Source organism: Magnetovibrio blakemorei, assembly GCF_001746755.1.
Classification (GTDB): Bacteria; Pseudomonadota; Alphaproteobacteria; order Rhodospirillales; family Magnetovibrionaceae; genus Magnetovibrio; species Magnetovibrio blakemorei.
This window is the reverse complement of sequence record NZ_MCGG01000018.1, coordinates 20,540-43,777: the sequence shown is the minus strand read 5'-3', so window position 1 is coordinate 43,777 and position 23,238 is coordinate 20,540. Positions and strand designations below refer to the sequence as shown.

Below are 23,238 nucleotides of genomic sequence, written 5' to 3'. Positions count from 1 at the left end.
GGCCTTTGCCCATGACACATGAGCCCATGACACATGGCAGACCCGTGAGTTTCGGTCGATATATTTTTTGGTTGGTGGTGAGCATTCTGATCGCAGGCTTTTTAGCCTGGGCGTTTATCCCCACCGCCGTGCCCGTGGATGTGAGCAAAATCGAAGTCGGGACCATGACTGTGCGGGTCGAAGGTGAAGGGCAAACACGGGTGAAAGACATCTATGCCATTTCGGCACCCGCCGCGGGGCGCTTGATGCGCATCGAAACGGAAGCCGGGGACAAGGTCATAGCCACCAAAACCCGCTTGGCGGTGATTGAACCGGCTGATCCGACCATTTTGGACAGTCGCAGCCGCGCTGAAGCCGAAGCCACAGCCCAGGCAGCGGAAGATGCCTTGGCGTTGGCATCGGCCGAAGAAGATCGGGCGAAGGCTGAATTGGCGTTTGCTAGCTCAGAATTGATCCGGGCGGAAAAGCTCAGTCAGAACGGGACCATATCGCGCCGGGCTTTGGATGTGGCGCAGTTGGACGTGGCGACGCGGGCTGCGGAACTCAAAAGCGCAGAGGCCACCGTGCAGGTCCGAATGCATGAATTGGCGATGGCGCGGGCGCGCTTGCTGACGCCTGCGGACGGTGGAGGGGACGCGCAGTGCTGCGTCGCCATTACGGCCCCGGTCGATGGTCAAGTGTTGCGCATTTTACACGAAAGTGAAGGCGTCGTGGCGGCGGGCGAAGTGCTGATGGAGATTGGCGACCCGCGTCATTTGGAAGTTGTCGTGGACGTGCTCACCCGCGATGGTGCGCGCATACATGAAGGTGCCCCGGCAGTGATTGAAAATTGGGGCGGAGACGCCCTGAACGGGACCGTGCGCCGGATCGAACCGTTTGGCTACACCAAGATTTCCGTTCTGGGTATTGAAGAACAGCGCGTCGACGTGATTATTGATTTTGATGAAGCGGATGCCATTCCCAAGGCCTTAGGGCATGGCTTTCGCGTTGAAGTCGGTATCCAGGAATGGCAGAGCGATGGTGTGCTGAAGGCCCCGATGGCGGCTTTGTTTCGCGTCGATGGCGGATGGGCTGCATTTGTCATGCAAACGGATGAGACGGCGCGATTGGTCCGCTTAACGGTTGGCCACTTGAATGGTCGTGAGGCCGAAGTGTTGAGCGGCTTGAGTGCGGGCGATGAAGTCGTTCTGCACCCCTCAGAGCGCATTCAGGACGGCGTTTCCTTGGTGCGGCGTAAGATGTAGGAATAAATCAGCGCGTCGCAACAATGTATTGGGGGGACAACCTGCCCATCGCCAGCAACAACTGATAGATCGTGATGCGTTCATCATAGGACGACGTGGCATAGTTGATCTGGGTGTTGTTCAGTTCGTTTTCTTGATCCAAGACGTTGATGACGGTTTCTTTGCCCGCATCACGGAGCTTTTTACGGCCTTCAAAAACTTCAGCGGCAATATTGACGGCGTTGCCCAGAAGGACCTTGCGCTTGCGCGATGTGACCAAGGATTGCCATGACAATTTAACTTGCTCGATCACCTTGGACTTGCTGAAGTCAAGGTTGTCCATGGAAGATTGGTAGTCAAAGTTGCTGATTTTGCGCCGCGCCAATGATTCTCCGCCGTTGAACAAATCCCAACTGGCCGACAAGGACATCGAATAATCGCGACGGGTCCCCGTAACAGCTCCATTGTTTTTTTCATAGTTGGCGGCTCCGACCAAATCAACGACGGGGAAAAATTCGCTGTCGGTGGTGCGTTGATCTTCGCGCGCCAACTCAACGGAGGCCGCGCTGCCCACAAGGGCAGGATTTTCCATCAATGCGATTTCCATAGCCCTGTCCATGGTGCTGGGAATGACTTCGGCGGGCGGAGCCGGATCGATCATGGTGGTCAGGTCGGGGGAATGGCCGAAAACCTGTTCATAGGTGCTGATGGCGTTGTCAAACGTGCCTTCGTATCCGACGCGACGTTCAATGGCGATTTGCAGGCGTGATTTTGCTTGCAAGACATCTGACGTCACACCGGACCCGCGGCGCACGCGTTCATCTTCCAAATTCAGTTGGCGCAAGATGGTGCGTTCGCTTTCACGGGCAATTTCCACCAAGCGACGCTGACGCAACACTTCAACATAGGCCCTAATGCCTTCAAAGAGGGTGCTTTGCCGTGTGCCTTCCAAGGAAAGCTCTGCAACTTCACGGTTGATCTGAGCAGCGCGCACTTGTGATGAGGTGTTGTAGCCATCAAACAAATTTTGCGTGACGGTGAGGCCGACCGTATTTCGGACCATACTGGACGGTTTGCCGCCGGCGCTGCCTCGGGTCGTTGGGTTGTCAATGTGTTCCGGCCCAACTTCTGCGGTAACCCTGACGGTTGGATAATAGAGCGCTTCAGATTCCGCAATCGTCGCGCGTCGCGATTCCAAGGTTTTTTCAGATGCGCGGATCTTCGGGTGGGAATCGATGAGATATTTCAGCTCTTGCTCAATTGGCTGAGCCGCAGCTTCGCCCACGCTGAGTGCGCCCAGGCCTGAGCCGAGCGCAATGATCGATACCAAAAGAGGAGCCGTTACCTTGAGGGACTTCACGCGTATTTTCTTCCTAAAGTGGATGAGCTTAGGGGCTTTCACCGCTTGCAATACCTTCATATCACACATCTTATACGGCGACAATTCGTGGCTGCGCAAAACATTGTCTGAGCCATATAACAAAATACCTGGGCAAAACGGACTTGAATCTGCTTAACTGACGATAATATAAGGATAAAACATATTGGCGTATAGAATACCAAGCGGGGGCTAAATAATGGTGGGCAGCTATAGGATGGTGACGGCAGGTTTGTTTTCGTCGCGCACGATTGCAGTACTTGGGTTGGGATTCGTCCTAACATTGGGCGGTTGTGGCGGCAATGCGAATAAATCCAAACCCATACAAACCGCTCAAGAAACCGCAAATGAACGCGCGCAATCCCTGAATACCCTGCGGGCGTGGGCCGAATCGGGTGACATCGGCGCACAGTATGATTTGGGCCTGACTTTGGCCGAATCTGACCCCGCCGCAGCGGCTCGCTGGTTTGAAAGTGCAGCCCTACAAGGTCAAGGCGCGGCTGCGTACCAGTTGGGCTTGATGCAATCGGACCCCAATCGTGCCGTCGAATGGTACTCCATGGCCTCTGCCATGGGTCATATCGGTGCGCAGTATCAATTGGGCGAAGCGTACCTAAATGGACGCGGTACGGCAAAAGAACCCGGTTGGGGGCTGATGTGGATGGAACGCTCTGCACGCGCCGGATACGGTCCTGCTCAGTTGGCCTTGGGCGTTGCCATGGCATCGGGCGTCGCCGGGCGCGGTCAACGGGCCCGGGCCTTGACGTGGCTGTTGATTGCCGAGGACAACAACATCGAAGGGGGGGCTGCTGCCATCCGTACTTTGAGGGCGCGGCTTTCCAGTATGTACATTGAATCGGCTGAACAGCAGGCCCAATCGTGGCGTAATGAGCCGTTTTCAGACACGACCGGTGATCGGGCTTCGTTGCGCTTTGCTCAATACGCCTTGAGCCGTTTGGGCTATGACCCCGGTACAGCCGATGGCATTGATGGGGAACGGACCTACGGCGCCATTGCCGAATTTCGGGCAGCCGAAGGCCTGGGCGGTGGCGGGTGCGATGGAAAACTGTTGGATCGCCTGCGCGAACGGCTGACGGTTCTCAACCGCTAACGACTTTCCCACATGTGCATAAAAAAACACTCAGCCGTTCTGGCTGAGTGTTTTTTTGCTCGGCAGAGCTCCGGTTGGGTTAAGCTCTTGGTGCGAAATCGGCAATTCACTTTCGCTGTTTGGTGAAATTAAGCCTCTAGGAAGGCACAGGGTATGACGGCCATCACACCCTGTGTGATTTTACGCTTTTGCAATTTATGCCCAGAGTGGAGTAGTTTCGCACAGGCGTGCACGGAAAACGGGATCGGCTGATGAGCATTTGGGGAAAAGTATTGGGCGGCGTCGCGGGTTTTGCCTTTGGCGGGCCGTTGGGCGCGTTGTTGGGCGCGGTGGCGGGGCACGCTATTGACAAAGCGCATGGCGGTTCTCCAGCGTTGGGACGCGTATCGTCGGCGGAACAGCGTCAAGTGGCCTTCACCCTTGCGGTGATTGCACTGGGCGCAAAAATGGCCAAGGCCGACGGTCAAGTCACCCGCGATGAAGTTGAAGCGTTTAAGCAGCTGTTTCATATCCCGCCGGACGAAATGACCAACGTGGCGAAAATCTTTGATCGCGCCAAAGCCTCGACGGCGGGTTATGAGATGTATGCCCAGCAGGTTGCGAATCTCTTTCCCCATGAACCGGCGGTTCTGGAAGAGTTGCTGGGCGGGTTGTTTGCCATTGCCAAGGCCGATGGGGTGGTGCACCCCGCGGAATTCGCCTACCTCAAACACGTATCGGACATTTTTGGCTTTTCTCAGCACACGTTTGAGCGCATCACCGCCACCCATGGGGACCCAAGCAAGGCCGATCCTTATAGCGTTTTGGGTGTCGAAGCCGGGGCGACGGATGGTGAAATCAAGTCCGCCTATCGCAAGCTGATCGTCGAAAACCACCCCGACAAGCTGATGGCTCAGGGCATGCCCCAGGAATTCATCGATTTGGCCAACGACAAAATGGCGACCATCAATGCGGCTTACGACAAGATCAAAAAAATTCGTGACTTAAAATAGAGAGCTGAATGCGCACTCCCTTGGTTTCGCCCAATTTCAACAACCGTGCGCCCGGTTTGCCGATTGACACGCTGGTGGTGCATTACACCGGCATGCAAACGTGCCAGGCGGCCGTGGATCGGTTGTGCGACAAAGACGCTCAGGTCAGCGCCCATTACCTGATTGACGAGGACGGCACGGTGTATCGCTTGGTCGACGAAGACAAGCGCGCATGGCATGCGGGCGTTTCGTGGTGGCGGGGGGCTATGGATATCAACGGTCGGTCCATCGGTATCGAATTGGTCAATCCGGGACACGAATTTGGCTATCGTGCCTTTCCAGACGCGCAAATGGTCGCCCTGGAAGGCCTCGCCAGCGCCATCCTCAAGCGCCATCCCATCAGCCCGCGCAACGTGGTTGGACACGCCGATATCGCGCCGCGGCGAAAACTTGACCCCGGTGAGCTGTTTGACTGGCAACGCCTAGCCCGGTTTGGGATCGGTCTGTGGGTCGACGATGTTCAGCCCATCGAGATGAGACCCGGCGAGGTGTACTTGATGTTGGCGGCGTTCGGCTATGATATGACGGATTTTCCGGCGGCCCTGATGGCCTTTCAACGTCACTTTCGCCCGGCCTTGGTGAACGGTCTGCCGGATGGGGAAACGGCGGGCTTGCTCAAAGCGTTGCTTCGCACGCGCTAACCGATTAGGTTGGCGGCGGACCAGATGGCTGGATGACCGCGCTTGTTCTTTTTGGGCAAGGGAGGAAAGTCCGGGCTCCACACAGACACGGTGCCGGTTAACGACCGGCGGGGGCGACCCTAGGGAAAGTGCCACAGAAAGCAAACCGCCCAGGCTTGCCTGGGTAAGGGTGAAAGGGTGCGGTAAGAGCGCACCGCGTCCCTGGCAACAGGGATGGCACGGTAAACCCCACCGGGTGCAAGATCGAGAAGGACGACCAGGGGCTTAGGGCCTCAAGCGGGTTTGTGCGCTGTCGTTCGGGTGTATCGCGCGAGGCGTCTGGTAACAGGCGTCCCAGATGAATGGTCATCCATCCTTTTCTTTATGGAAAAGGGGGACAGAACCCGGCTTACAGGCCATCTGGTCCATTATCTCACTCAGTGCTTTTGCGTTTTGGTTTCGCCGTGTACGCTACGCGGATGAGCACCGATATTGAAATTCAAATCAAAGGCTTGTCCAAAGCGTTTGGCGCCCATCAGGTGCTGAACGGCATCGACCTTGAAATTCTCAAGGGTGAACTGGTGGTGATCGTCGGGGGCTCGGGATGTGGCAAAACGGTGCTGTTGAACCACGTGCTGTCTCAATTGGAACCCGACCAAGGCGAAGTCCTTGTCGCCGATCATGGCCGGGAAGGGGCGCCGTTGGTGAACTTGGCGAAATTGGGCCAAGTACAATTGTCGGACTTGCACACCCACTGGGGCATGGTGTTTCAAAGAAATGCGTTGTTTTCGGGCAGCGTGTTCGACAATATCCAACTGTGGCTGCACGAAATCAAACATATGGACGATGAAGACATTGTGCCCATCGCGCGCCGGGTGCTGCAAGCGGTGGCGTTGGACGACAGCGATGATTTTTTGGACACTGACACCAACAGCCTGTCCGGCGGCATGGCCAAACGCTTGGCGGTGGCCCGCGCCCTGTCCATGAACCCCAATGTGATTTTTTACGATGAGCCGACCACCGGGTTGGACCCCACCAGTGCACTGCAAATCCAAGATTTGATCCTCACCACCCACGAGCAGGGGGCGAACAGCCAACGCACCACGGTGATCATCACCCATGACAAAGATTTGCTCAACCGCCTGGCCCCGCGCATCATCATGCTGCATGATGGCAAGGTGTATTTTGATGGCTCGTTCGTTGCGTTTTCGGCATCAACCTCACCGATCATACGACCCTATTTCGATCACATGCCAACCCTTCATCAGGGGCGGGTTTAAACACTAAAATTGGACAGTACTTTATATTCAGGTTTGACATGACATCTACACCACCCGAAATTTTGCGCGAAATCTGTCCCCTCTTGGACTTGGGGGTAATTTACGATGATTTGCTCAGAAATACGGTTCTGGGTTGGCGGGCTTTGCATCAAGCAACGGGTAAACTGCCGGTTTGGAACATGGGGTTCGCCTTGCAGCACGCTTCGGTCGTCAGCAGTTCCACCCTTTACAATCTGCGAGGCGACGAGATTTACCTTTCGATGATCGGTGATCAATGCCGGGAGTATATTGGCCTGCAATACAGCAAAGGTGCCCTTTATGACCTGATCCCCAAGGCCAATGCCGATGATGTCAAAATGCGTCTTCATGACTGTGCCCGTCATGGTGTGCCGACCTATTGCCAAAAAACCATGTCGTGGAGTAACGACAAGGCGCATTTGAAATATGAAGCCGTGTTTCTGCCGTTTGCGGATGGAAACTCTGCGGACAGTTCGTGGTGCTTCGTTCCAAAGTTCTTCTACATGGGCGATGAAGAGGACCTGTAAAGGCGCGCAGCCCGATGAGTTCGGCAACAAGGGTCTGCTCTGTAAGGCTGTTTAAGACGGCAGATCGTTACGCTTAAATAAGGAACGTAACAAGAACATTTAGGGCTACTGCCCTCTTTGCTAGAAATAAGTGTAATTTATCAAAGTGTTGCCGCCATTGGGCGGCTTTTTTTGTGTTTCGGCGCACTGGGAGGGGAGGTCTAGGTCTCAGTAAACTCCCAGTAAAACCTAGCTAAAACCCAACCAATTCCAAGCATTCCCATTGACGCCCATCAATTCCCATGATATCCCATAATGAACCAAATGGGGTTCGTGGGCGCGCTTTGCGGGTTCTCGAACGGGCTTGCAGGGTTTTGGGGTTGAGCTTCGTCACGGGGACGGGGCCGATTTCAAGGCGGTGCAGGTGAAGGTCAAAGGTCCACATCGGGCTTTTGCATGATGCATCATTAAGGGGGAGCCATGGCGCTGCTCGTCGGCCGTCATCTCAATAAAATAGATAAAAAAGGCCGGGTGTCTGTCCCGAAGCCTTATCGTGAGGCTGTCCTGGCGGAAGGCTTCGCGGGCGTTTACATCTACCCCTATTTCAAATTTCCAGCGTTAGAAGGTGCGGGCGAGGCGTTTATGAAACGCATCTCCGCCAGCCTTGAAGACAATCTTGAACTGTTCTCCGATGCTCAAGAAGACTTGGCCGCCATTACATTGGAAAACACCTTTCAACTCAGCTTCGATCCCGAAGGCCGCATCAGTTTGCCTGTCGAGCTTTGCTTGCATGCGGGTCTCGATGGTCAGGCGTTGTTTGTTGGCCGTGGCTCGCGCTTCCAGATTTGGTCGCCCGATGCGTATGAGGAACACAGAAGCGGCGCGTTGGAACGGGCCAAGGCGACGGGTGCGACGCTGAAGTTGTCGCCGCAGCTTTCACCTCAACAATCACCGCGCAAAGACCGGGGAGCATGAGTATATGTCCATGCCTCATATCCCGGTTCTGTTAAAAGAGGTTTTGGACACCCTGAACCCCCGCGACGGCGGCGTTTACGTGGACGGCACCTTTGGCAACGGTGGGTATTCGCGGGCTCTTTTGGAATCGTGCGACTGCGCCGTGTGGGGTATTGATCGTGATCCCAATGTCATCGCCAAAGCCCAGGACATGCAAGCTGAATTCTGCGGCCGGTTGAACGTGGTCGAAGGCCGTTTTGGCGATATGTTTGACCTGTTGAGCGCCCAAGGTGTCTCCGGTGTTGATGGTGTGGCCCTGGACTTGGGTGTTTCCAGCATGCAGCTGGACCAAGCCGAACGCGGTTTTTCGTTTATGACCGACGGTCCTTTGGACATGCGTATGGAACAAAGTGGTCCAACGGCTGCCGATGCGGTGAACGGGCTGGGCGAAGAAGAGCTGGCCAACATCATTTATGAATTCGGCGAAGAACGGCGTTCGCGCTGGGTTGCCCGCGCCATCATCGAAGCCCGCGCGGAGGGTGAAATCACCCGCACCAAACAATTGGCTGAAATTGTCCGCAAAGTGGTGAAAAAAGCCAAAGACGGCATTCACCCCGCAACCCGAACCTTCCAAGGTTTGCGCATCTATGTGAACGACGAGCTGGGCGAAGTGGATCGCGGTTTGAGTGGGGCAGAGCATCTTCTGGGGGCGGGTGGTCGTTTGGCAGTGGTGTCGTTTCATTCGTTGGAAGACAAACGGGTGAAGGGGTTTTTAAACGCGCGTTCGGGCAATATGCCCAATCCTTCCCGGCACATTCCCGACACCAGTGGTGATGGCCCCGCGCCGACATTTAAGCTGCTCAAAAAGGGCACCGTGAAGCCCACTGCCGAAGAATGCAAAATCAATCCGCGGTCGCGTTCATCGCGTTTGCGCATGGCCGAGCGTACCGACGCCCCGGCATGGCCTTTTTCGAAAAGGAGTGCCGCATGAGCAAGCGCGCTTCATTTTTGCGTCACACCACGGTGCTGTTTTTGGTGCTGGCGGGCGGCATTTCGATGGTGCTGTTCTTAGTCAAATATCAAGTTCATGATTTGGAATACGAACACACCCGTCTCACGCGTGAATTGCAAGATGAACAGCGCGCGCTTCATGTGTTGCGCGCGGAATGGGCGACATTGAACGACCCCAAACGCATCGCTCAACTGGCCAAACTGCATTTGGATATGCAGCCCATCGCGCCGCGCCAAGTGGTGGGGGCGGATGCCATGATGTCTATCCCGGTGCGTGAAATGGTCTTTGGCGATGAAGCTTCAGGGGATCAAAATCGGGAGGGCGGAAAATGAACCGTCCGATGCCGTTGCAATCTGAAATTCCTTTTGAAGCGCTGGACCCCAAACGCATCCGCATGGATGGGGCGCGCAAGCAAGCCTTGGAGCAAGGCCGTACGCGTTTGTTGGTGACGGGCGTCATGTTTGCGCTGGCGTTTGTGGTTCTGGGCGGGCGTCTTGTGGAACTCACCCGTCACGGCAAAGAAGGGGCGCCGAGCTGGCAGCATATGGCGTCAGCGGCAAGCAAAAATCAACCCGTGGTGCGGGGCGACGTTGTTGATCGGTTTGGCCACATTCTTGCCACCAGTTTGCCGACGCAATCGTTGTATGTGGACAGCCGTGAAGCGATTGAAGGCGGGAAGGCCGAAGACACAGTTGACCTCCTGATGACGGTTTTGCCAAGTCTCAATCGCAAGCAACTCATTGATAAAATTAATAATGGTTCCCGTTTTGAATGGGTGGAGCGCAACTTGACGCCGGATCAGGTGTGGGCGGTCAACCGTCTCGGCTTGCTGGGTTTCGGCTTTCGTCGGGAAGAGCGCCGGGTCTATCCCTACGGCCCGACTTTTGCCCATGTTATTGGCTATACAGATGTTGATGGGCGCGGAATTTCCGGGGTCGAGCACACCTTTGAAGGCAAGCTTGGCAATCAAGGTGAGGTTGTCGAACTGTCCATCGATATGCGAGTGCAAGCTGTCTTGCATGATGAATTGAGCAAAGCCAAAGAGCGCTTTAGCGCAACGGGGGCGGCGGGCGTGGTGATGGATGTCAACAGCGGAGAAATCATAGCGATGGCATCGCTGCCCGATTTTGATCCCAACAAACCAGCCGGTTCGCTGGGAGATCGCGGCTTCAACCGGGCGACCATGGGTGTGTATGAAATGGGTTCGACGTTCAAGCTGTTCACCACCGCCATGGCGCTCGACACCGGCACCGTGGGTTTGACCGACGGCTATGACACGTCAGAACCCATTCACATCGCGCGCTTCACCATCAACGATTTTCACGGCAAAAAGCGGTGGTTGAGCGTGCCGGAAATTTTGACCTATTCGAGCAACATCGGCACCGCCAAAATGGCGATGGATGTGGGGGCGGTGAAACAAAAAGATTATTTGACCCGGTTTGGTCTTCTGGGGCCTTCGAATATTGAATTGCCTGAAGTGGGCAGCCCGCTGTACCCGGTGCGTTGGGGGGATATATCCACCATGACCATTTCGTATGGCCACGGCATCGCCGTTTCACCCCTGCAGATTGCCGCCGGCGTTTCATCGCTGGTCAATGGTGGGGTGATGATGACGCCAACGTTGATCAAACGCAGCGCTGATGAAGAGGTGAGCGGTGAGCGCGTGCTTAAGGCGAAGACCTCAGAAATGATGCGCGCCCTGATGCGTCAAGTGGTGCGCGACGGCACAGGCAAAAATGCCGATGTTCAAGGTTATCTGGTGGGGGGCAAAACCGGCACCGCAGAAAAACAGGCGGGCGGGCGATACGAAAAAAGCAATTTGGTGTCCTCCTTTGTCGGTGCTTTCCCGATGACCCAGCCGCGCTTTGTGGTGTTGGCGTTGCTTGATGAACCAAAAGGCATCAAAGAAAGTTTGGGTTACGCCACCGGGGGCTGGGTTGCGGCGCCGGTGGTGAAAGACATTATTGAACGTTTAGGGCCGCTGTATGGATTGATTGCCGATCCCCGTGGGGATAAGGCGGAAGACGCAAAAGATCATCCTATGCATGTTCCCCTATCCAACGGTCCCAAGCGTACCGCGCGGGTGGGGGCGAGTGTGCAACATGCGGCTTATTGATGTATTGAAGGGAGACCCGACGCTGCAGGATATGGACGTCACGATTGGTCAGATGGACATCGCGGGATTGACCTGCGATAGCCGAGACGTGCGTCCTGGTTTCTTGTTCGCGGCGCTTCCCAGTGCGGGGTCAAGTGCGCGTGCTGGATCACAGTCTGTAGACGGACGTGACTTCATTGAAGCTGCAACGGCCAATGGTGCGGTCGCCGTACTGGCCCCATTGGGCACCGCTGACGACGCCCGCTTCATTGTTCCCATCATTGAAGATGCCAACGTGCGTTTGCGCTTTGCTCACATGGCGGCGAAGTATTACGCCCGCCAACCGGGTACGGTTGCGGCCATTACGGGTACAAATGGCAAGACCTCGGCGGCCTCGTTTTTGCGTCAAATCTGGCAACGCTTAGGTCAAAAGGCCGCCAGTATCGGCACCTTGGGTGTGCATGGAAATGGTTTTGATGAACCGGGCACTCTGACCACGCCGGACCCCGTAAAATTGCATAAAACGCTTGCCCGGTTGGCGCGGGGCGGCATCGAATGCGTCGCCATGGAAGCGTCCAGCCATGGGCTGAGCCAGTATCGCCTTGATGCCGTAAAAGTGATGGCGGCAGGTTTTACCAATATCACGCGCGATCATTTAGACTATCACGCCACCATGAAGGACTATTTAGCGGCCAAGATGCGGCTGTTTTCAGAGGTGGTCGATGAAGCTGGCTATGCGGTCATCAACGCCGATAGCCCCGAAGGTCGTGAAGTGGCGGCCGTGGCGCGCAAACGCGGCTTATCCGTCCTAACTTTTGGGCGCGACGGTCAAGACATTCGCGTGCTTGAACAACGTCCCCACGTCGACGGACAAACCTTGGTGCTTCAAGTCAGTGGTAAAGCCTATTCGGTTGCGCTGCCCTTAGCGGGTGGATTTCAGATGGAAAACGCTTTGTGCGCCTTGGGCTTGGCGTTGGCGTTGGGGGCGGATACGGTGAAAGCCATTGAGGCCTTGAAAACCCTTCAAGGTGTGCCGGGTCGTTTGCAAAAGGTCGGCAACCTCGGTTCGGCATCGGTTTATGTGGATTATGCCCACACCCCTGATGCTTTGCAAAACGTGCTTGCTGCATTGCGTCCCCATGCGGTGGGACGCCTTCATGTGATGTTTGGTTGCGGTGGAGATCGCGATGCCGGTAAGCGTTCTCAAATGGGCGCGATTGCGGCCAAGTTTGCCGACAATGTCATCGTCACCGACGACAATCCGCGCACGGAAAACGCCGCCGCCATTCGTGCGGAAATTTTATCCGCCTGTCCGGGCGCCATTGAAATCGCCGACCGTCACACGGCAATCTTGACTGCGGTAAAGGCATTGTCCGACGGCGATGTTTTGGTGTTGGCGGGCAAGGGTCATGAGCAGGGGCAGATCGTTGGTGATCAAGTCTTGGTCTTTGACGATGTGCAAGAGGCCAAAGCCGCAATTGAGCTTGCACAAGAGGAGGCCGGAGCGTGAACATGATAAAAGTCACGGATACACTTTGGACCTCAGAAGACGCCGCCCACGCAACAGCGGGTGAAGTGCATCCGGCTTGGCGTGCCAGCGGTGTATCCATCAACACCCGAAGCTTGCAGCCGGGCGATTTGTTCATCGCGTTGCAAGGCCCCAATGTGGATGGTCACGATTTTGTTGCCGATGCTTTTGAAAAGGGGGCTGCCTGTGCGGCGGTTTGTCATCGCCCCCCCGTGTTGGACCCGGATGCACCGTTGTTGGTGGTGGATGACACCATGGAAGCGCTCGAAAGTTTGGGGCGTGCCGCACGCGATCGGTTGGATCACGCCAAAGTTATCGCAGTGACCGGATCGGTTGGCAAAACGGGCACCAAAGAGGCTTTGAAACTGGTGTTGTCTCGTCAAGGCAAAACCTCAGCCAGTGAAGGCAGCCTCAACAATCACTGGGGCCTGCCGTTAAGCTTGGCGCGTACGCCGTCCGATACGGATTTCGCCATATTGGAAATGGGCATGAACCATCCGGGTGAGTTGACGCCGCTGTCTGAAATGGCGCGTCCGCATGTGTGTGTGGTGACCACCATTGCGCCGGCGCATACGGAATTCTTTGCTGACGCCAACGCCATTGCCGATGCCAAAGCGGAAATCTTCAAGGGTGCGGTCCAGGGCGGTGTTGCCGTCTTGAATGCGGACATTCCCGAACATGATCGCTTGGTAAAAGCAGCCAAGGCCGCGGGTCTTCAAGACATCGTCAGTTTTGGTGGTTCTGGGAACGCGGATTTCCGTTTGCTGGAATGCACCTTGAACGCACACGGTTCCGAGGTTAAAGCGCTCACGCCGTTGGGTGAGATTTCATATACATTGGGCGTTCCCGGACGTCACTGGGTGATCAATTCCTTGTGTGTGTTGGCAAGCGTCTATGGGGCCGAAGGCGATGTCGCCGAGGCCGCAACCGTTTTGTCGGAACTGTCAGCCCCATCGGGTCGTGGGCAGAAATTTGAAATTGTGACGGAGAACGGTTCCTTCGTTCTGATTGACGAAAGTTACAACGCCAGCCCCGCCTCCATGCGGGCGGCTATGGCGGTGCTGGGCGCGCAGCCGATCAAACTGGGTGCCCGTCGCATTGCCGTGTTGGGCGATATGTTGGAGATGGGCGAAACGTCGCCGCAACTGCACACCGATCTGGCGCAAGTCTTCCAAGACAATTCCATCGATCTTGCTTTTTTGGCAGGTGAAGCCATGGCCCATATGTGGGCGGCATTGCCCGCATCTGTGCGCGGCGCGCACAGCGAAAAATCGGTCACGTTGATCGATGTCGTTTGTCAAGCCGTGCGCCCCGGTGACGTGGTGATGATCAAAGGCTCAGCCGGAATGCGCATGGGCCAAATTGTGAACGCGTTAAAATCCCTCAACACTTCTCACCTTGCAAAGAGGGAGGCTTAAGCATGCTGTATCATCTGTTGTTTCCATTGGCCGATCAATTTCCAGTCTTAAACGTATTTCGCTATCTGACCTTTCGCACCGGCGGTGCGGTGATGACGGCTCTGGTGATCAGTTTTTTCATTGGCCCGACCATGATCCGGCTTTTGCACATGCGCCAAAAGGGTGGGCAGCCGATCCGCGTCGATGGGCCAGAAGGTCATCTTTTGACCAAGCAAGGCACGCCGACCATGGGTGGATTGATGATCCTCATCGCTTTGGTGATTTCAACCATTTTGTGGGCGGACTTGTCCAACGGCTTTGTGTGGGTGGCGTTGGGCGTTACGGTGTCTTACGGCATCATTGGATTTCTCGACGATTATCTGAAAGTCAGTCGGCGCAATCACAAAGGGCTGCCGGGCAAAGTTAAGTTGGTGTTGCAAGTGGCGTTTGCCCTGGCTGCTGCGTTTTGGACCATGCGCTTGATGCCAGCTGATTTGGCAACAACCTTGGCGGTGCCATTTTTTAAGGGCACGCTGGTTCATCTGGCTTGGTTTTTCCCGGTGTTCGCCACCTTCGTCATGGTGGGTTCGTCCAATTCGGTGAACCTGACGGATGGTCTGGACGGTTTGGCCATCGTTCCGGTGATGATCGCGTCTGGGGTGTTTATGCTGATTGCCTATTTGGTCGGCAACACGGTGTTTGCGGGCTATCTCCAATTGCATTATGTCCCGGGCACGGGCGAGTTGGCGACGTTCTTAGGCGCACTGATTGGCGGTGGGCTAGGGTTTTTATGGTTTAATGCCCCACCAGCGCGCGTCTTCATGGGTGACACCGGGTCGCTGAGTTTGGGGGGGGCCTTGGGTTCGGTCAGTGTCATCACCAAGCACGAACTGGTCTTGGCCATTGTCGGCGGTTTGTTTGTGTTGGAGACGGTCTCGGTGATCGTTCAGGTGATTTCGTTCAAGCTGACGGGCAAGCGCGTGTTCGCCATGGCCCCACTGCATCACCATTTTGAGAAAAAAGGGTGGGCCGAGTCCACCATCGTTATTCGCTTTTGGATCATCGCCACCATTTTGGCGCTGGTCGGTTTATCGACGTTGAAGCTGAGGTAGTTGAGCATCCATGATTTCGTGTGAAGGTTACGCCACAAAGCATGTTGTTGTTGTTGGTCTGGGAACGTCCGGTCTGGCGGCAGCGCGCGCCTTGTGCAGCAGTGGGGCGCGGGTACTGGTTTGGGATGACAGCGAAACCCGTCAAGCCGAAGCCGCTGTCGAAGGCTTTCCCGTGCGCCAACCCGAACGCATCAATTGGGCATCCGTCGATGCGTTGGTGTTGAGCCCCGGCATTCCCCATACCTTCCCTGAGCCACACAAAGCTGCGCGTTTTGCCAAAGATGCGGGCGTGCCAATCATCGGCGATACGGAACTGTTGGCCACGTCCGGTGCCCAAGCGCCAAAAATCGCCATCACCGGAACCAATGGCAAATCCACGACCACGGCCCTGGTCGGTCATATCTTAGAGCAAATGGGCAAAGACGTTGAAGTCGGCGGCAATCTGGGTCCGGCGATTTGCAATATGGCGATGATGGAACGCGATGGCTGTTATGTGTTGGAGCTGTCGTCGTACCAGTTGGAACTGTGTCCGTCTGCGCGCTTTAAAGTCGCCGTGCTGCTGAACGTTACCCCCGATCATTTGGGACGCCATGGCGGGATGCAGGGGTATACGGCGGCGAAGAAAAACATCTTTCGCGGCCAGGGTGTTGGTGACACCGCCATCGTGGGTATCGACGATGATGTGACGCGCGGCATCTATGCCGAGCTTAAAGCGAAAAACGGGCGCAAGGTTGTGCCCATCAGTGCCGAATATGAAGCCCCCGGTGGTGTATACGTTCAAGACAATGTGCTGATCGATGATTTGAACGGGACGGCAAAGTCTGTTTTGAGGTTGTCTCAGTTGCCCAATATGCCGGGGCGGCACAATGCGCAAAACATTGCCGCTGCGTACGCCGTGGCGCGCACCTTAGGGCTTGCGATGGATGCCATTGTCAAATCCATGCAAAGTTTTCCAGGCTTGGCACACCGCCAGGAACGCTTGGGCGTAGTGGACGGCGTGGTGTTTATCAACGACAGCAAAGCCACCAATGGCGAAGCGACGGCGAAGGCGTTGGTGTGTTACGACAACATCTATTGGATTTTGGGCGGGCTGGCCAAAGAAGACGGCTTGAACGGTCTCGACCCGCTATTGGGCAGCGTGCGCCGGGCCTTTTTGATTGGCGCGGCGGCGGATGAGTTCGCGGCCTATCTGGATGGCAAGCTTGACGTCAAACAATGCGGTGATTTGCAAACCGCCACCCAGGCGGCGTTTGCCGCGGCGAAAGCCGATGGTTTGACAGCGCCGACGGTGCTGCTGTCACCTGCCTGTGCGTCGTTCGATCAGTTTCGCAGTTTCGAACATCGCGGAGACGTTTTTCGCAGCCTTTATGAGACATTAATTCCGACGGCGTTAAGTGGTGGGGGCGAACCCATCAAGGCAACCAGAGGAGCGGCGTAGGCATGAGCACATTTACCCGCACAGATACATCCATTATCAGTCGCTGGTGGTGGACCATTGACCGGGTCACGCTGGTGTCGGTGATCATCATTGCGGCGCTGGGGGCGATTTTGGTGTTGGCCGCATCGCCTGCCGTGGCGGAACGCATCGGTCTGGATAACTTTTATTTTGTGCGCCGTCATTTTGTCTTTCTGCCGATGGCCTTGGCGGTGATGGTCGCCACGTCGTTGTTGACTCCTCAAGGTGTGCGTCGATTGGCGTTGTTGGTTTTTGCCGGTGGTTTGCTGGCGATGATCGCCGTTTTGTTTATTGGTTTTGAAACCAAGGGGGCAACGCGGTGGGTCTACATAGCCGGGTTTTCGTTGCAGCCTTCCGAATTCATCAAACCCAGCTTCGCCATCGTTTCGGCGTGGATGTTTTCTGCGCAAAAGCTAGACGACGATGTGCCGGGTTACGCCATTGCGTTTTTCCTGTTTGTGTTTGTCGTAGGCTTGTTGTTGTTGCAGCCGGACTTCGGCATGTCGATTGTGGTGTCGTGTGTGTGGGCGGTGCAGTTTTTTATCGCCGGGCTGCCACTGGTGTTGGTTGGGGCACTTGCGCTGCTGTTTATCTTGGGTGGGTTCGGCGTGTATTTGGGCTTTGAGCATGTGCGTGTGCGCATCGATCGGTTTCTCGATCCGGCTGGTGGTGTCGGCTATCAGGTGGAAAAATCTCTTGACGCGTTTCAAAATGGTGGCCTGTTCGGTCGCGGACCGGGCGAAGGTCGGGTCAAAGAAGTTTTGCCCGATGCGCATACGGATTTCATTCTGGCCGTCGCCGGGGAAGAGTTCGGCTTGGTGTTGTGCTTGCTGATTGTGGTGCTGTTCTCCATCATCGTGTTGCGAGGATTTGCGCGGGTTTTTAAAGACAGTGATTTTTTTGTCATGGTCGCGGTGGCCGGTCTGCTGACGCAGTTTGCCTTGCAAGCCATCGTGAACATTGCGTCGACCACCAATCTTATTCCACCCAAGGGCATGACGTTGCCGTTCATCAGTTACGGGGGCTCGTCAACCTTGGCGTTGGCGTTGGGCATGGGCATGGTGTTGGCGTTGACCCGCGTGCGTCCCGGACAGACCAACACCCGAGCACGACTGCACGGCGTGAAATTGGGACGGGGGAGCCTTTGATGAGCAAACCTCACGTTCTCTTGGCGGCAGGCGGAACCGGTGGACATGTTTTCCCGGCGGAAGCCTTGGCGTCCGAACTGATGGATCGCGGCTACCGTTTAGGTCTGGTCACGGACAAACGCGGCAAGGTTTATGGCGGTGCGCTGGGGGAATTGGAAACCCATCATATATTGGCCGGCGGCATCGCTGGAAAACGTGGACCTGCGAAGATCAAAAGCATGATGGAATTGGGGCTCGGCGGTTGGCAGGCGTGGGGCCTGCTCAAAACCCTGCGTCCCGATGCGGTGATCGGTTTCGGCGGTTATGCTTCGGTGCCGACCATGTTGGCGGCGACGTTTTCGCCGATCCCCACGGCCATTCACGAACAAAACGCGCTTTTGGGACGCGCCAATCGATTGTTGGCGAAACGCGTGAAAGCCATTGCGACCTCTTTTGCCGACACCCGCGGTTTGCCCCAAGGTGCGGGTCAATCTGTCACCTTAACCGGCATGCCGGTGCGCGCGTCCATCGCAGCGATGGCGGGCACACCGTATCCCGAAACCGAAGGCGATGCGCCGTTGAGCGTGTTGGTGTTGGGGGGCTCACAAGGGGCGACGGTTCTCAGCGACGTGGTGCCAGCAGCCCTGGCGAAATTGCCCGAAGACATCAAAGCACGGATTGACGTGACCCAGCAGTGTCGGGCCGAAGATCTGGACAAGGTCAAAACGGCTTACAGCCAAAGCGGTCTGCGTGCGCACTTGGCAACCTTTATCGACGACGTGCCCCAGCGTATGGCCAAGGCCCACGTGGTGATTTCAAGGGCCGGGGCGTCAACGGTGGCGGAAGCCTTGGCGGTGGGACGACCATCCATCTTGGTGCCCTATCCCCACGCGGCGGACGATCACCAAACGTATAATGCTCATGCCGTGGATGCGGCGGGGGCGGGCTGGATTATGCCCCAAGACACCTTTACACCAGACAATCTGGCCCTGCGCTTGGACTCTTTGTTGGGTTTACCTGCCGTGCTACAAAAAGCCGCGCGGTGCGCGCGCGATCTGGGTCGCGCGGATGCGGCCAAACGTTTGGCGGATTTGGTCGCAAGTCTTATCGAAAACAAAACACACTTAAAATCAGGGAGTGCTGAGCTATGAGGGCTTTGCCATTGACCATTGGCACCATTCATTTTGTCGGCATCGGCGGCATTGGCATGAGCGGCATTGCCGAAGTGCTACACAATCTTGGCTATTCGGTGCAAGGATCGGATCAAGCTGATGGCCCCAACGTGACGCGATTGCGTGAACTGGGCATCAGCATTTCCGTTGGTCACAGCGAAGACAATTTGGGCGATGCGGGTGTGGTGGTGATTTCCAGCGCGGTAAAACCCACCAACCCCGAAGTCGTCGGGGCCAGAAAAAGACTGTTGCCGGTGGTGCGTCGTGCCGAGATGCTGGGCGAACTGATGCGCCTGAAATGGTCCATCGCCGTTGGCGGTACGCACGGCAAAACCACCACCACATCGTTGGTGGCGCAACTGCTTGACGCGGCGGGACTTGATCCGACCGTTATCAATGGCGGTATCATCAATGCATGGGGATCAAATGCGCGCTTGGGCTCGGGCGATTGGATGGTGGCGGAAGCTGATGAATCCGACGGCACGTTCTTGAAGCTGCCCGCAACCATCGCCGTGGTCACCAACATTGACCCCGAACACTTAGATCATTACGGCAGCTTTGATGCCCTGCGTGCGGCGTTTACCCAGTTTGTGGAAAACATTCCGTTTTATGGTTTTGCCGCCTTGTGCATCGATCATGCAGAAGTTCAGGCCTTGATCCCACGGGTATCGGATCGGCGCATCATAACCTACGGTTTTTCCCCCCAAGCCATGGTGCGCGGAGAAAATGTTCGCCCCGGCGCTGACGGTATGACGTTTGACGTGGTATTCGCCGGATATGGTGATGAACCTCAGGCCATTCGCGACATCAAGTTGCCTATGTTCGGTCAGCACAATGTGCAAAACACCTTGGCGGCGGCAGCCATTGCCCACGAAATGGGGATCGATCCCAACGTGTTGACGACGGCCTTTGCGGGTTTTAAAGGGGTCAAAAGACGCTTCACCAAAACCGGTGATGTGGACGGCATCACCATCATTGACGACTATGCCCATCATCCCGTCGAAATCGCCGCCGTATTGCGGGCCGCACGCGGTGCCGCATCCGGCGGTCAAGTGATTGCCGTGGTGCAGCCGCATCGCTACAGCCGTCTGCGCGATTTGTTCGAAGATTTCTGCACCTGCTTTAACGATGCCGACGCGGTGCTGGTGGCGGATGTGTATGAAGCGGGCGAAAGCCCCATCGAAGGGATCGATCGCGACGCTTTGGTGGCGGGCCTGCGCGGACATGGTCATCGCACCGTTATGCCGCTGACCAATCCCGATGAGCTGCCGGAAGTCATCAAAGATTTGGCGCGCCCGGGCGACATGGTTGTGTGTCTTGGCGCGGGCAACATTACCCAGTGGGCCAACAAGTTGCCGGAACGTTTGCGCAAATTGCGCTACGGCGCTCCAGGCAAATCCGGGGGAGGGGCAGAGTAATGGCAGCTGCCGTTTACGCCGAAAACCTGATTGATCGTCTGCCGCCGGTGCGGGGACGGATCAGCGAGGGCGCGTCTCTCGCCAAGGTCACGTGGTTTGGCGTCGGCGGTCCGGCGGAAGTTCTGTTTAAACCAGCCGACGTTGAAGACCTGTCGCATTTTCTCAAAAACAAACCTGTCGACGTGGCGGTGACGGTTTTGGGTGTGGGCTCCAACATCTTGGTGCGCGATGGGGGCGTGCCGGGTGTGGTGGTGCGTTTGGGCCGGGAATTTGCGTCTGTCATGATCCACAAAGGCGACGTGATCGCCGGGGCATCGGCGCTCGACGGCAGCGTTGCGCAAGCGGCGTTGCAGGTCAATCTTTCCGGCCTGGAATTTCTCAGCGGCATCCCCGGTACCATTGGCGGCGCGCTGCGCATGAACGCCGGGGCCTATGGGACAGAGATGAAAGATGTCGTCATCGGCGCATTGGCATTGGACCCCAAAGGTGAACTCCATGAACTTGGTGTCGACGAATTGGGCTTCGCCTATCGCACGTGTGCTGTGCCTGAAGACTGGATTTTTGTCGAAGCTATGCTGCGTGGATTTGATGGAAAAAATGCCGACATCAAAGCGCGTATGGATGACATCAAGCATTCCCGCGAAGGCACACAGCCGTTGCGCACATCAACCGGGGGCTCAACCTTTAAAAACCCACAAGGTCACAAGGCCTGGCAGTTGATTGACGATGCCGGATGTCGGGGCTTGCGCGTGGGTGGAGCTCAGGTCTCTGAAAAGCACTGCAATTTTTTGATCAACGATGGCACCGCGACGGCGGCCGACATCGAAACCTTGGGCGAAACCGTGCGCCAACGGGTGAAGGAAACATCGGGCATTGAACTTGTGTGGGAAATCCGCCGCATCGGTGTCCCCATCGAAGGGAGGACGTCATGATCAAGCAAGTGGCCGTATTCATGGGCGGTTGGTCAGCGGAACGCGAGGTTTCCTTAGTGTCGGGTGCGGCGTGCGCCAGTGCCCTTAAACGTGCGGGCTATTCGGTGACGGCCATTGATGTGCAACGCGATGTGGGTTCGCTGTTGGGCCGGCTCTATCCCAAACCGGATGTTGTCTTCAATGCTTTGCACGGGCGCTTTGGCGAAGACGGCTGCATCCAGGGTTTGCTGGATATTTTGAACATTCCCTACACCCATTCAGGACTCACGGCGTCGGCCTTGGCGATGGATAAACCGCTGGCGAAGCGCTTGTTCAAAGACGCCGGCATTCACGTCGCCGAAGGCAAAATCGCAACCCGTGCAGAAGTTTTAGCGGGCGACGTGATGAAGCCGCCATATGTGGTCAAACCTGCAAATGAAGGTTCCAGTGTCGGCATCCATATCGTGCGAGAAGGCGATAACGCGTTGCCGTTCGCCCATGAAAGTTGGCCCTATGGTGATACGGTGATGGTGGAACGCTTTGTTCCCGGTCGCGAGCTGACCGTTTCTGTGATGGGCGATCGGGCCTTGGCCGTTACGGAAATTATGACCGATCACGAATTTTACGATTTTGATGCCAAGTACGCCGCAGGTGGTTCGCGTCATCAAATTCCCGCCGATGTTCCCGCGTCTGTTTATGACGAAGCCCTGCGTCTGGCGCAGTTGGCGCATGACACATTGGGGTGTCGCGGGGTGAGCCGTTCGGATTTCAGATACGACGGCGAAGATATGTATATTCTTGAAGTGAACACCCAACCCGGCATGACGCCGACGTCGTTGGTGCCAGAACAAGCCCAGCACGTTGGAATCAGCTTTGAAGAATTGGTCAGTTGGATGGTTGAAAACGCGGAGTGTGACGCATGAGAAAAATGCTGACACGACTATTAGCCAGTGCAGACGCAACCGATATGGATGTGTCGGAACATGATGTTGAGCGCAACACCAGACCGAAACGAAAGCGGGTTGTGCCCGTATGGCGTCGTCCGCAAACAGTGGTGGTGGCGATTGTTTTGGTGCTGAGCTTGATCGGCAGTGCCTCAGTTTGGGCGTGGAAGTCCGGGCACGTGGAAGCGGCCTTGAATGCAACCAAGTGGAAGGCCATCAAAGTGTCTTCGGATTTGGGCTTTACGGTCCAAGACGTATTGGTGAGCGGACGCTTGGAAACCAGCCGGGACGATTTACTTGAAGCTCTGGCCATTACCCGCGGAACGCCGATCTTGGCGTATGATTTTTCGGCGGCAAAGGAACGGGTCGAGGCTTTGCCGTGGGTTTTGCAAGCGCGTATTGAGCGCTTGTTGCCAGACACATTGGCGCTTCACATCATCGAACGCCGCCCCATGGCGTTGTGGCAAAGCAACGGAGAATTTGCCCTCATTGACGACACCGGTGAAGTGATCACGCGCAAGGCGTTGGGGCGGTTTGCGAATCTTATTCATGTGGTGGGCGAAGACGCTCCCGATAACGTTGGTGGATTGTTGGAATTGTTGGAAACGCAGCCTGAATTGAAGGCCTTGGTGAAGGCCGCGGTTCGGGTCGGCGGACGGCGCTGGGATCTGTCGCTGAACGGTGACATCAATGTGCGCCTGCCAGCGGAAGATGCGCCCAAAGCGTTGGCGCGTTTGGCGGAATTTGAAGAAGCCAGTGGTGTTTTGGCCCGCGATATTCGGGTTTTGGATTTGCGCTTGCCCGACCGCGTTATCGTGCGCCGCAGTCCGAACGCGCTGAGAAGACCCGAACGAAAACCGGGGCAAGAAACGTAAGTGCAGAAAATATTAAATTTCGAAACGTAAGCTTAAGAATCTTCAGTTATGCGAAGCACTCAGAAAGGGG

The 23,238-nt window shown here is 56.2% G+C and carries 21 protein-coding genes and 1 other RNA gene; 21 read left to right on the top strand and 1 reads right to left on the bottom strand.

Annotated elements, in window-relative coordinates; all coding sequences use genetic code 11:
• The first annotated feature begins 11 nt into the window (after positions 1-11).
• On the top strand, positions 12-1,244 hold the full coding sequence (locus tag BEN30_RS06360) for an efflux RND transporter periplasmic adaptor subunit (protein ID WP_084005144.1): 1,233 nt from the start codon (positions 12-14) through the stop codon (positions 1,242-1,244).
• A gap of 7 nt (positions 1,245-1,251) precedes the next feature.
• Here the strand turns inward: BEN30_RS06360 and BEN30_RS06355 are convergent, their stop codons facing one another.
• Complete coding sequence (locus BEN30_RS06355) at positions 1,252-2,583, bottom strand: TolC family outer membrane protein (protein WP_069957497.1); 1,332 nt, start codon at positions 2,581-2,583, stop codon at positions 1,252-1,254.
• 217 nt (positions 2,584-2,800) lie between these two features.
• Here BEN30_RS06355 and BEN30_RS06350 point away from each other — a divergent pair, with 217 nt between their 5' ends.
• The 20 genes from BEN30_RS06350 to BEN30_RS06250 all read left to right on the top strand — a co-directional run bounded on the left by BEN30_RS06350 (position 2,801) and on the right by BEN30_RS06250 (position 23,168).
• Positions 2,801-3,712: an SEL1-like repeat protein gene (locus tag BEN30_RS06350; protein WP_069957496.1), complete on the top strand. Its 912-nt coding sequence runs from the start codon at positions 2,801-2,803 to the stop codon at positions 3,710-3,712.
• Between the two features lie 251 nt (positions 3,713-3,963).
• Positions 3,964-4,704, top strand: a complete 741-nt coding sequence (locus BEN30_RS06345) for a TerB family tellurite resistance protein (protein WP_069957495.1) — start codon at positions 3,964-3,966, stop codon at positions 4,702-4,704.
• An 8-nt stretch (positions 4,705-4,712) separates the two neighbouring features.
• The gene (locus BEN30_RS06340; protein WP_069957494.1) at positions 4,713-5,384 is read left to right on the top strand and encodes an N-acetylmuramoyl-L-alanine amidase; all 672 of its coding nucleotides are present in this window, start codon (positions 4,713-4,715) and stop codon (positions 5,382-5,384) included.
• Between the two features lie 20 nt (positions 5,385-5,404).
• An RNA gene (rnpB, locus tag BEN30_RS06335) (RNase P RNA component class A) lies at positions 5,405-5,791 on the top strand.
• A gap of 51 nt (positions 5,792-5,842) precedes the next feature.
• Complete coding sequence (locus tag BEN30_RS06330; RefSeq protein WP_069957493.1) at positions 5,843-6,643, top strand: ABC transporter ATP-binding protein; 801 nt, start codon at positions 5,843-5,845, stop codon at positions 6,641-6,643.
• A 38-nt stretch (positions 6,644-6,681) separates the two neighbouring features.
• Entirely contained in the window at positions 6,682-7,188 is a 507-nt protein-coding gene (locus tag BEN30_RS06325; protein ID WP_069957492.1) for a hypothetical protein, read from the top strand.
• Between the two features lie 459 nt (positions 7,189-7,647).
• Positions 7,648-8,142, top strand: a complete 495-nt coding sequence (locus BEN30_RS06315; protein ID WP_069957490.1) for a division/cell wall cluster transcriptional repressor MraZ — start codon at positions 7,648-7,650, stop codon at positions 8,140-8,142.
• Between the two features lie 4 nt (positions 8,143-8,146).
• A complete protein-coding gene (rsmH, locus tag BEN30_RS06310; RefSeq protein WP_069957489.1) occupies positions 8,147-9,112 on the top strand; it encodes a 16S rRNA (cytosine(1402)-N(4))-methyltransferase RsmH in 966 nt (321 codons plus the stop codon).
• Positions 9,109-9,465 carry a cell division protein FtsL gene (gene ftsL, locus BEN30_RS06305; RefSeq protein WP_069957488.1) on the top strand — a complete coding sequence of 119 codons (357 nt, stop codon included), beginning with the start codon at positions 9,109-9,111 and terminating at the stop codon, positions 9,463-9,465. The genes rsmH and ftsL overlap by 4 nt, the downstream gene beginning before the upstream one ends.
• Positions 9,462-11,249: a peptidoglycan D,D-transpeptidase FtsI family protein gene (locus BEN30_RS06300; protein ID WP_211563304.1), complete on the top strand. Its 1,788-nt coding sequence runs from the start codon at positions 9,462-9,464 to the stop codon at positions 11,247-11,249. The genes ftsL and BEN30_RS06300 overlap by 4 nt, the downstream gene beginning before the upstream one ends.
• Positions 11,236-12,738: a UDP-N-acetylmuramoyl-L-alanyl-D-glutamate--2,6-diaminopimelate ligase gene (locus BEN30_RS06295; RefSeq protein ID WP_069957487.1), complete on the top strand. Its 1,503-nt coding sequence runs from the start codon at positions 11,236-11,238 to the stop codon at positions 12,736-12,738. The genes BEN30_RS06300 and BEN30_RS06295 overlap by 14 nt, the downstream gene beginning before the upstream one ends.
• A 2-nt stretch (positions 12,739-12,740) precedes the next feature.
• Positions 12,741-14,174, top strand: a complete 1,434-nt coding sequence (locus tag BEN30_RS06290) for a UDP-N-acetylmuramoylalanyl-D-glutamyl-2,6-diaminopimelate--D-alanyl-D-alanine ligase (RefSeq protein WP_069957486.1) — start codon at positions 12,741-12,743, stop codon at positions 14,172-14,174.
• 5 nt (positions 14,175-14,179) lie between these two features.
• Positions 14,180-15,265 carry a phospho-N-acetylmuramoyl-pentapeptide-transferase gene (mraY, locus tag BEN30_RS06285; RefSeq protein ID WP_407655965.1) on the top strand — a complete coding sequence of 362 codons (1,086 nt, stop codon included), beginning with the start codon at positions 14,180-14,182 and terminating at the stop codon, positions 15,263-15,265.
• A 10-nt stretch (positions 15,266-15,275) separates the two neighbouring features.
• On the top strand, positions 15,276-16,703 hold the full coding sequence (gene murD / locus BEN30_RS06280) for a UDP-N-acetylmuramoyl-L-alanine--D-glutamate ligase (protein ID WP_069957484.1): 1,428 nt from the start codon (positions 15,276-15,278) through the stop codon (positions 16,701-16,703).
• Between the two features lie 2 nt (positions 16,704-16,705).
• On the top strand, positions 16,706-17,869 hold the full coding sequence (locus tag BEN30_RS06275) for an FtsW/RodA/SpoVE family cell cycle protein (protein ID WP_069957483.1): 1,164 nt from the start codon (positions 16,706-16,708) through the stop codon (positions 17,867-17,869).
• On the top strand, positions 17,869-18,999 hold the full coding sequence (gene murG / locus BEN30_RS06270; RefSeq protein ID WP_069957482.1) for an undecaprenyldiphospho-muramoylpentapeptide beta-N-acetylglucosaminyltransferase: 1,131 nt from the start codon (positions 17,869-17,871) through the stop codon (positions 18,997-18,999). Before BEN30_RS06275 ends, murG begins: the two co-directional genes overlap by 1 nt.
• Positions 18,996-20,438 (top strand): UDP-N-acetylmuramate--L-alanine ligase, encoded by a 1,443-nt coding sequence (murC, locus tag BEN30_RS06265; RefSeq protein ID WP_069957481.1) that lies wholly within the window; start codon positions 18,996-18,998, stop codon positions 20,436-20,438. The genes murG and murC overlap by 4 nt, the downstream gene beginning before the upstream one ends.
• Positions 20,438-21,370, top strand: coding sequence for a UDP-N-acetylmuramate dehydrogenase (gene murB / locus BEN30_RS06260; protein WP_069957480.1), 933 nt, complete (start codon positions 20,438-20,440; stop codon positions 21,368-21,370). Before murC ends, murB begins: the two co-directional genes overlap by 1 nt.
• Positions 21,367-22,272, top strand: a complete 906-nt coding sequence (locus tag BEN30_RS06255; protein ID WP_069957479.1) for a D-alanine--D-alanine ligase — start codon at positions 21,367-21,369, stop codon at positions 22,270-22,272. Before murB ends, BEN30_RS06255 begins: the two co-directional genes overlap by 4 nt.
• On the top strand, positions 22,269-23,168 hold the full coding sequence (locus tag BEN30_RS06250) for a cell division protein FtsQ/DivIB (protein ID WP_084005140.1): 900 nt from the start codon (positions 22,269-22,271) through the stop codon (positions 23,166-23,168). Before BEN30_RS06255 ends, BEN30_RS06250 begins: the two co-directional genes overlap by 4 nt.
• Positions 23,169-23,238 lie beyond the last annotated feature (70 nt).

Bases quoted from the DNA above. Each gene is read 5' to 3' on its own strand.
- BEN30_RS06325 (WP_069957492.1), top strand. From the start codon at position 6,682: ATGACATCTACACCACCCGAAATTTTGCGCGAAATCTGTCCCCTCTTG.
- BEN30_RS06250 (WP_084005140.1), top strand. From the start codon at position 22,269: ATGAGAAAAATGCTGACACGACTATTAGCCAGTGCAGACGCAACCGAT.
- BEN30_RS06360 (WP_084005144.1), top strand. From the start codon at position 12: ATGACACATGAGCCCATGACACATGGCAGACCCGTGAGTTTCGGTCGA.
- BEN30_RS06345 (WP_069957495.1), top strand. From the start codon at position 3,964: ATGAGCATTTGGGGAAAAGTATTGGGCGGCGTCGCGGGTTTTGCCTTT.
- murD (WP_069957484.1), top strand. From the start codon at position 15,276: ATGATTTCGTGTGAAGGTTACGCCACAAAGCATGTTGTTGTTGTTGGT.
- BEN30_RS06295 (WP_069957487.1), top strand. From the start codon at position 11,236: ATGCGGCTTATTGATGTATTGAAGGGAGACCCGACGCTGCAGGATATG.
- BEN30_RS06275 (WP_069957483.1), top strand. From the start codon at position 16,706: ATGAGCACATTTACCCGCACAGATACATCCATTATCAGTCGCTGGTGG.
- ftsL (WP_069957488.1), top strand. From the start codon at position 9,109: ATGAGCAAGCGCGCTTCATTTTTGCGTCACACCACGGTGCTGTTTTTG.
- BEN30_RS06340 (WP_069957494.1), top strand. From the start codon at position 4,713: ATGCGCACTCCCTTGGTTTCGCCCAATTTCAACAACCGTGCGCCCGGT.
- murG (WP_069957482.1), top strand. From the start codon at position 17,869: ATGAGCAAACCTCACGTTCTCTTGGCGGCAGGCGGAACCGGTGGACAT.
- BEN30_RS06290 (WP_069957486.1), top strand. From the start codon at position 12,741: ATGATAAAAGTCACGGATACACTTTGGACCTCAGAAGACGCCGCCCAC.
- murB (WP_069957480.1), top strand. From the start codon at position 20,438: ATGGCAGCTGCCGTTTACGCCGAAAACCTGATTGATCGTCTGCCGCCG.
- BEN30_RS06300 (WP_211563304.1), top strand. From the start codon at position 9,462: ATGAACCGTCCGATGCCGTTGCAATCTGAAATTCCTTTTGAAGCGCTG.
- BEN30_RS06330 (WP_069957493.1), top strand. From the start codon at position 5,843: ATGAGCACCGATATTGAAATTCAAATCAAAGGCTTGTCCAAAGCGTTT.
- rsmH (WP_069957489.1), top strand. From the start codon at position 8,147: ATGTCCATGCCTCATATCCCGGTTCTGTTAAAAGAGGTTTTGGACACC.
- BEN30_RS06315 (WP_069957490.1), top strand. From the start codon at position 7,648: ATGGCGCTGCTCGTCGGCCGTCATCTCAATAAAATAGATAAAAAAGGC.
- BEN30_RS06255 (WP_069957479.1), top strand. From the start codon at position 21,367: ATGATCAAGCAAGTGGCCGTATTCATGGGCGGTTGGTCAGCGGAACGC.
- murC (WP_069957481.1), top strand. From the start codon at position 18,996: ATGAGGGCTTTGCCATTGACCATTGGCACCATTCATTTTGTCGGCATC.
- BEN30_RS06350 (WP_069957496.1), top strand. From the start codon at position 2,801: ATGGTGGGCAGCTATAGGATGGTGACGGCAGGTTTGTTTTCGTCGCGC.